The following is a 6,679-nucleotide window of genomic DNA, read 5'->3' as shown; positions in this document are numbered from 1 at the left end:
GGCCGCTGCTGTAAGCGTGTTCGCCGCCGCCTTCGCGCTGTTCGCGGTGCTGCAGCCCCACCTCGGCGCGGCCGGCTCGGCGGCGGTGGTCGCGGCGGTCGCCGCGGCGATTGTCGGGATCGCCGGCCTGCTAGCCGCTCTGAAGGCCGAGGACAAAGCCCACCCGGCGGCCGCCGTCGCGCCGGACGCCTTCGCCTTCGCCGAGAAGGCCATCGAAATGGTCAAGGATCGTCCGATCCTGACCATCGGCGCCGGCCTGGCGGCGGGCGTCATCGCCTTCCGCAATCCGGCCCTGGCGGCGATCGTCGCCAAGGCGCTGCTGGATTCGCAGAAGCCTCCGCCGCGCTAGCGTCTTTCGACAAGACGATCTTTTCCCGCCTCTGGTTTTCTGGGCCTCCCCGCCCATCTTCCGGGGGCGTCTTGCCCTGGAGCCACCATGTTCAAACTCCCCGACCTCCCCTACGCCTATGAAGCCCTTGAGCCGACCATCTCGGCCAACACGCTTCATTTCCACCATGACAAGCATCACGCGGCCTATGTGAACGCGCTGAACGGCCTGCTGCCGGAGGGCGACAAGCGCCCGCTGGAGGCGGTGATCCGCGAAGCGGGTCCCGGCAAGGTGTTCAACAACGCCGCCCAGGCCTGGAACCACGCGTTCTTCTGGGACTGCATGAGCGTCGACAAGGCCGGTCCTTCGACCGAGTTGACCGCCGCCATCGCCGAAGCGTTCGGCGACTTGGCCGGCCTGAAGGAAAAGTTCGTCGCCGAAGGCGTCGGCCACTTCGGTTCGGGCTGGGTCTGGCTGGCCGTCCAGGGCGGCAAGCTGGTGATCCTCTCCACCCACGACGCCGACGACACCCTGACCAAGGACGGGATCACCCCGCTGCTGGTCTGCGACGTCTGGGAGCACGCCTACTATCTGGACCACCAGAACAACCGGAAAGGCTTCCTGGAAGCCTGGTTCGACGTCCTGCCCAACTGGGCGTTCGCCGACGCCCAGTTCGCCGCGGCCAAGGGCCAGGGCGCGGCCTGGACCTATCCCGAACCCGCCTAAGCGGCTTCGAAGTTCTAGACCTGGAGCGGCGCGACCTCGGTCGCGCCGTTTTCGCTTCCGGCCCGCAACGCGCAGCGGCGAGGCACCGACCAGGTCCGAAACGTCACGAACTGGGTCCGCTCGAACGCCAGGGCGGTGATGCGGATGTCGACGTCGTCGACCTCGATCAGGTTGAAGCTGGGCGGCACGCCGCGTTCGCGCACCGACAGCGTCCCCGAGCCCACCGCCTGGGTGCAGCCGTCCGAAAACGGATAGGGATGGACGAACGGCGCGTGGATGTGGCCGGTCAGGACCAGGTCGACGCCGGCGTGCGAGAAGGCCTGGGCGGCCGCCGTGCCGCCGTGCACCTTTGCGGTCATCGGGCCGCCCAGCATCTCGATCAGCGGATGATGGCAGACCACGATCTTCAGGGCGCCCGGCGCGGCGTCCTTCAGGTCGGCGCAGACCTCGCGGACCTGGCGACGCGACACCGCCCCCTTCGACCAGTTCAAGCGCAGCTGGAAGGCGCGGGCCGAGTTGAGGGTCACGACCGTGGCGCGCGGGTCGTCCCAGTCGCTGTTCATCCGCTCGCCGAACCGATCTTCGTACCGCCGCCAGGGCGTCGCCAGCCGAGTGAGGATCTCGCGCGGGCCGACGAAGGGGGTGTCGTGATTGCCGGGCGTGACGATGCGCGGGAAGGGCAGGCGGTCCAGCCAGGCCAGGGCGGCGTCGAACTCCTCGACCTTGCCGTCCTTGGTCAGGTCGCCGGCGGCGATCACCAGGTCGGGCTGTTCGGCGTGGATGCGCTCGACGGCGGCCTCGATGGCGGCCTTGTGCTCGCCCCCGAAATGGAGGTCTGACACCTGGACCAGCTTGAGGGACGTCATCAATCGGGAATTCCGTCGGCGGGAACCAGGGCGCGGAAGGCCTTGGGGCGGAAGCGGATGCTGACCGTGTCGTCCAGCCGCACCGGCTCGCCGTCGAGAATGGCAGGAATCCGGCCGCCGGCCCAGACCTTGCCGATCCGGCAGCGCCCGACGATCACCGAGGGGTCGTTGCGCCAGTTGCCGGTCACGGTGTTGACGCCCAGGCGGAAGATGTCGAGGGCGTTGGCGGGATCGAGGGCGGCGGCCTCCAGGGCCTGTTCATCAGCGTGGAGACCGGCCGAGACCAGAGGGCACAGCAGGCTGAGCGCCTCGGTCTTGCCCTTGGGGCGACCGTCCAGCACGTAGCGCAGGCGGCTGGAGAAGGCCCGGCGCAGGGCGCGTTGGGCGCGCAGCAGCGCCAGGTCGGCGCGGCCCGCCCGCGCGGCCTCGCGCGCCTCGGCCCATAGGGCGGGGCTGCCCAGGATGGCGGCGACGAAGAACAGCCGGCCGTTGATCTCGCCGCCCGAGACCATCCGTTCCTGACCGCCCTTCAGACAATTGGCCATGGCCTCGGGCCAGGGGATGGCGCCGTACAGCGCGTGGGGCAGCATGTTCATGGTGCCGCCGGGCAGGGGCGCGATCATCGGGCCGTCGGGGCCGGCCATCTCGGCGGCCGCCCGGGCGGTGCCGTCGCCGGCCACCACCAGTATGGCGTCGGGCTTGGAGTCGATGGCGGCGCGCAGGCAGGCGTTCAGCTCGCCTTCGCTGGGGGCGTGGACCCGCCCGGTGACGCCGTGTTCGGCCAGGATGGCCTCGGCCTGGGCGGGGGCGTCCTTGCCCACCGAGCCGGAAGCGATGTTGGTGACGACTTCCACACGCATGCGAAATTCCAAAGGAGGGCGAGGGCTTGGAGCCCGGGCGCGGATGCGCGAAAGAAGATTCGAGACGAGAAACGGCGGCGCTTGTCGAGAGTTCCCGGAACCGTTGGCGTGGCGCGGCCGTTTGCCTGCCTGGGACAAGCTCGAACGGAGAGCCACGATGAACAAGACCTTGATCGCCCTCTTGGGCGTCGGCGTGCTGGCCAGTGCTTGCACCGCCACCGGCAACACCGAACGCAACGCCGCCGGTGGGGCGGCTCTGGGCGCCCTGGCGGGTGCGATCGTCGGCAATAATGTGGGCGGCGGCAGCGCCACCACGGGCGCCGCTGTCGGCGCGGCCCTGGGCGGCACCGTCGGCGCCGTGAAGGGCTGCCGCGAGGACGGCGGCTGCGGCGCGACCAACGTCAATCGCCGTCAGTACTATGACGAGCGCGCCGGACGGTATTACTACTACGACTCGCGCAGCGGTCGTTACTACTGGGAAGACGGCAGCCCCCGTTAAGTCGGGCCAAGCCAGAAATCTTCAGAAGGCGGTCGACCTGTGTCGGCCGCCTTTTGCGCGCCGTGACGTCAGAGAGGGCAAGCGATGAAGAAGGTCGGATTGGCGATGGTCGGCGCGGTGGCGCTGGGCGGCCTGTTGGCGGGGTGCACGACAAGCAGTCCCTGGCCCAAGTCGCGGTCACAGATCGTGCAGGTGGCGCCCAGCTGCGAGGACTTCTCGGTCCAGATCTATTTCGAGAGCCGGTCGGCCAAGCTGACCGACGAGGCGCGCTCGGTGCTCAAGGGCGCCGACGCCCTGGCCACGGGCTGCAAGGTCGCCTCGGTCAGGGTGATCGGTCTGGCCGACTCTGTCGGCTCGCCCGACGCCAGCCTGGCGGTGTCCAAGCAACGGGCCGACGTCGTCACGCGCGCCCTCGCCAAGATCGGCTACGGCAACGTCGAGTTCGACGTGGGCGCGGCCGGCGATGTGGGCGCGACCAACAGCGAGGGCGAGGCGCGCCCCCTGCGGCGGCGGGCCGACATCCGGTTCGACCTGGACGGCAAGCTGCACTAGCCGTCGCCACGGCCGGTTCCGCGCATTAAAAAGGCGGGCCCGAATGGGTCCGCCTGAAAGGCTTGGGGTGCGGAGGCAGCAGGCTGGTTTGCACCAGCCTCAAGTCGGGGGGGCGTCGCCGCCTCCGCAATTTTGAAAACGTCGCTTCTCCAAGGCGGTTCCCGCCCGACGAAACTTTTTTCGCCTTTTCCGCGATTATTTTTGCGACGTCGCCTGAACCCCTTTCGGCAAAGGCCGGAGGGAACGGCGCCGGAGGCGACACGTTGATTTCCTGAAGGCCGCGTGGCCTTGAAACTGGGGAGCAACGTCGTGATCCGCACCTATCAAGCCGAGCACGGTGGAATGGTTTTCGAGCGCGCGGCGACGCGCCGAGAGAAGACCCGACGCAACCGCATGACGGCTCTGGCGGTGATCGCCGCCGTCGCGGCGTCGGCGGGCGTTCTCCAGCATTTCAACGACAACCTCGCTTCCAGCGGTTCGGCGACGTCGAACGCGGGGGCCTATTTCGCCGCCCGATAAGGAGGCCTTCCAATGCCCGCCGACCTCGAACAACATCATCCCGCCGTCAACGCGACCCGCGCTCGCCAGGGCCGTTGGGGCAAGCACGTCTTCTGGATGCTGATCATCTCGACCGTGCTGGCCGCCGCCGCCCTGTTCGGGGCCTGGGGCCTCCGTTCGGGCGACCTGGCCGGCGTCGAGCACAACAACGGCGCCAAGACCACGCAGGAAGCCGAACGCTACTCGACCGAGCAGGCGCCGGTGAAGCAGACGCCCGCCGGCTAGTCCGTTCGGCGACGTCGAGCACAGCGCACAAGAAAAAGGCCCCGGTGAAAACCGGGGCCTTGATCGTTTCGGCGCCTGATCGGGATCAGGCCGCCTTCTGGGTCCGGCGCGGATGGAAGAACAGCGCCTGGCCGATCGCCGCCTTCACCGTTTCCGGCTGGAAGGGCTTGGTGATCAGGAAGGTCGGTTCCGGACGCTCGCCGGTCAGCAGGCGTTCGGGGAAGGCGGTGATGAAGATCACCGGCACGTCGAGACGCGCCAGGATGTCCTTGACCGCATCGATGCCCGACGAGCCGTCGGCCAGCTGGATGTCGGCCAGCACCAGGCCGGGCGTGCGACGGGTCACCGCGTCGACAGCCTCGCCGCGGGTGGCGGCGATGTCGATCACGTCATGTCCCAGTTCGCGAACCAGGGCCTCGATGTCGGCCGCGATCACCGGTTCGTCCTCGATGATCAGGACTTCGGTGGCCAGTTCGGCGTCGATCTCGCTCTGGGCCTCGGCGATAAGGCGTTCGACCTCGCCGAAATCGCAGTCGAGGATCTGAGCCGCCTCGGTCGGCGTGAAGCCTTCCAGGGCGGTGAGCAGGAACGCCTGCCGGGAGCGCGGGGCGATCCTCATCAGGCGTTGCGACGCGTCGTCGGCCGCGTTGATCGAGTCATCGCGACGGGCTTCCAACTGGGCGCCCGAGGACAGCCAGATGGCGTGGAAAACGCGGTACAAAGCAACGCGCGGCGACAGATTGGCGTCCAGCGACCGCTCGCCGGCCGCCAGGGCCTCGAGCGCGACGCGAACATAATGGTCGCCAGTCGTCTGGTCGCCGGTCAGCGCGCGGGCATAGCGACGAACATAAGGCAAATGCGGCGCCAGCCGGGCAAGAAGACTCATGACCCCTCCCGTGTGAGTGTCTTCGGATACAAAAAGACCTGCGGTGCGGTGAAGCTACGCCGTTCGGCCATCCGAACATAAACGCGACCCTTAGGCCCCGGTTCCATGGCAGGTTCCGAAGTCCGAAGAATTTTGCCATCATATGCTCAAGCTTGTGGAACCCCATAGGGAATCCGACGTTGTCATCCGGCGTACTCTCATTCGGCCAAAGGGGGCGGGCGCCGCGTCTTGTCGGTGTCGAGGACATGATCGAACACGTACCCATGGAAGATCACCGCAAAGGGGCGGCCGCGCTCGATGAAGCACGGCTCCGTCAGCAGGCTATCGGCGTCAAGCTTCGTCAGATGTTCGACGAGGTCGTGAACGAGCCGGTGCCGGACGAGTTTCTGGACATCCTGCGCAAGGCCGAGAAGCCTTCGGGAGACCGTTGAGCATGAGCGAAGCGCAAGTCGGCCGCTCGCCCTTCGATCCGGCCCGTGACGCGACCTTCAAGAAAGAGCTCGTCACGCTCATCCCACATCTCCGCGCCTTCGCCCGGACCTTGACCGGTGATCCCACCGCGGCCGACGATCTGGCGCAGGACGCCATGATGAAGGCCTGGGACGCTCGCGCCAGTTTCCAGCTCGGCACCAACATGAAGGCCTGGACCTTCATGATCCTGCGCAACCAATTCTATTCCGAGAAGCGACGCTCCTGGCGTCAGAGCCAGCTCGACCAGGAAGCGGCCGAACGCACCCTGGTGGCGGTCGACGATCCCGAGGCCCCGGTGGCCCTGGACGAGCTGCGGCTCAGCCTGGCCATGCTGCCGCCTGAACAGCGCGAAGCCTTGATCCTGGTTGGAGCCGGCGGCTTCGCCTACGAGGAAGCCGCCGAGATCTGCGGTTGCGCGGTCGGCACGGTGAAGAGCCGGGTCAGCCGGGCGCGGCGCGCCCTGCAGGCCATTCTCGAAGCCGGCGCCTATGACCGCGACGGCGGCGCCGCCGGCGACGCCATGTACGCCATCCTGGCTGACGCGGAGAGACTGAGCACTCTGCGGTGAAGTCTTTCCTCGGCCGAGGCGCCGGCGCGGTCGGATCCATCCGGGTCCGGCTGGCCGCCGCGCTGTTCCTTGCGCTCCTGCCCGTCCTGATCCTCGGCGTCCTGCAGTCGGTCTTCGCCTTCAAGGCCGAGGCCGACTCG

The 6,679-nt window shown here is 68.0% G+C and carries 12 protein-coding genes; 9 read left to right on the top strand and 3 right to left on the bottom strand.

Going from position 1 to position 6,679, the window contains the following annotated elements; genetic code table 11:
- Positions 1–349, top strand: a 349-nt coding sequence (locus AC1DZ6_RS15990; RefSeq protein ID WP_477098143.1) for a hypothetical protein, incomplete at its 5' end; no start/stop codon positions are given.
- Between the two features lie 87 nt (positions 350–436).
- Complete coding sequence (locus AC1DZ6_RS15985) at positions 437–1,054, top strand: superoxide dismutase (protein ID WP_477098142.1); 618 nt, start codon at positions 437–439, stop codon at positions 1,052–1,054.
- A 14-nt stretch (positions 1,055–1,068) separates the two neighbouring features.
- Here AC1DZ6_RS15985 and AC1DZ6_RS15980 read toward each other — a convergent pair whose 3' ends face one another.
- Together AC1DZ6_RS15980 and AC1DZ6_RS15975 are read right to left on the bottom strand one after the other, a co-directional pair.
- Positions 1,069–1,920 carry a metallophosphoesterase family protein gene (locus AC1DZ6_RS15980; protein ID WP_477098141.1) on the bottom strand — a complete coding sequence of 284 codons (852 nt, stop codon included), beginning with the start codon at positions 1,918–1,920 and terminating at the stop codon, positions 1,069–1,071.
- The gene (locus AC1DZ6_RS15975) at positions 1,920–2,780 is read right to left on the bottom strand and encodes a diacylglycerol/lipid kinase family protein (RefSeq protein ID WP_477098140.1); all 861 of its coding nucleotides are present in this window, start codon (positions 2,778–2,780) and stop codon (positions 1,920–1,922) included. The genes AC1DZ6_RS15980 and AC1DZ6_RS15975 overlap by 1 nt, the downstream gene beginning before the upstream one ends.
- A gap of 157 nt (positions 2,781–2,937) precedes the next feature.
- Here AC1DZ6_RS15975 and AC1DZ6_RS15970 point away from each other — a divergent pair, with 157 nt between their 5' ends.
- From AC1DZ6_RS15970 to AC1DZ6_RS15955, 4 genes are all read left to right on the top strand, one after another.
- Complete coding sequence (locus AC1DZ6_RS15970; RefSeq protein ID WP_028040099.1) at positions 2,938–3,279, top strand: glycine zipper domain-containing protein; 342 nt, start codon at positions 2,938–2,940, stop codon at positions 3,277–3,279.
- Positions 3,280–3,363: 84 nt separating this feature from the next.
- On the top strand, positions 3,364–3,831 hold the full coding sequence (locus AC1DZ6_RS15965) for an OmpA family protein (protein WP_477098139.1): 468 nt from the start codon (positions 3,364–3,366) through the stop codon (positions 3,829–3,831).
- 282 nt (positions 3,832–4,113) lie between these two features.
- The gene (locus AC1DZ6_RS15960) at positions 4,114–4,350 is read left to right on the top strand and encodes a hypothetical protein (RefSeq protein WP_477098138.1); all 237 of its coding nucleotides are present in this window, start codon (positions 4,114–4,116) and stop codon (positions 4,348–4,350) included.
- 12 nt (positions 4,351–4,362) lie between these two features.
- Positions 4,363–4,614, top strand: a complete 252-nt coding sequence (locus tag AC1DZ6_RS15955; protein ID WP_477098137.1) for a hypothetical protein — start codon at positions 4,363–4,365, stop codon at positions 4,612–4,614.
- Positions 4,615–4,699: 85 nt separating this feature from the next.
- Here AC1DZ6_RS15955 and phyR read toward each other — a convergent pair whose 3' ends face one another.
- Positions 4,700–5,500, bottom strand: coding sequence for an anti-anti sigma factor/receiver protein PhyR (gene phyR / locus AC1DZ6_RS15950; protein WP_477098136.1), 801 nt, complete (start codon positions 5,498–5,500; stop codon positions 4,700–4,702).
- A 245-nt stretch (positions 5,501–5,745) separates the two neighbouring features.
- Between phyR and nepR the strand changes: the two genes are divergently transcribed.
- From nepR to AC1DZ6_RS15935, 3 genes are all read left to right on the top strand, one after another.
- Positions 5,746–5,931, top strand: a complete 186-nt coding sequence (nepR, locus tag AC1DZ6_RS15945) for an anti-sigma T factor NepR (RefSeq protein WP_477098135.1) — start codon at positions 5,746–5,748, stop codon at positions 5,929–5,931.
- Positions 5,932–5,933: 2 nt separating this feature from the next.
- Positions 5,934–6,539, top strand: coding sequence for a sigma-70 family RNA polymerase sigma factor (locus AC1DZ6_RS15940; protein ID WP_477098134.1), 606 nt, complete (start codon positions 5,934–5,936; stop codon positions 6,537–6,539).
- On the top strand, positions 6,536–6,679 hold a 144-nt coding region (locus AC1DZ6_RS15935), incomplete at its 3' end, for a hypothetical protein (protein WP_477098144.1). The genes AC1DZ6_RS15940 and AC1DZ6_RS15935, both read left to right, overlap by 4 nt.

It is taken from the genome of Caulobacter sp. P1_B12_2, assembly GCF_056406675.1.
This window is presented reverse-complemented; position numbering and strand designations above follow the sequence as displayed.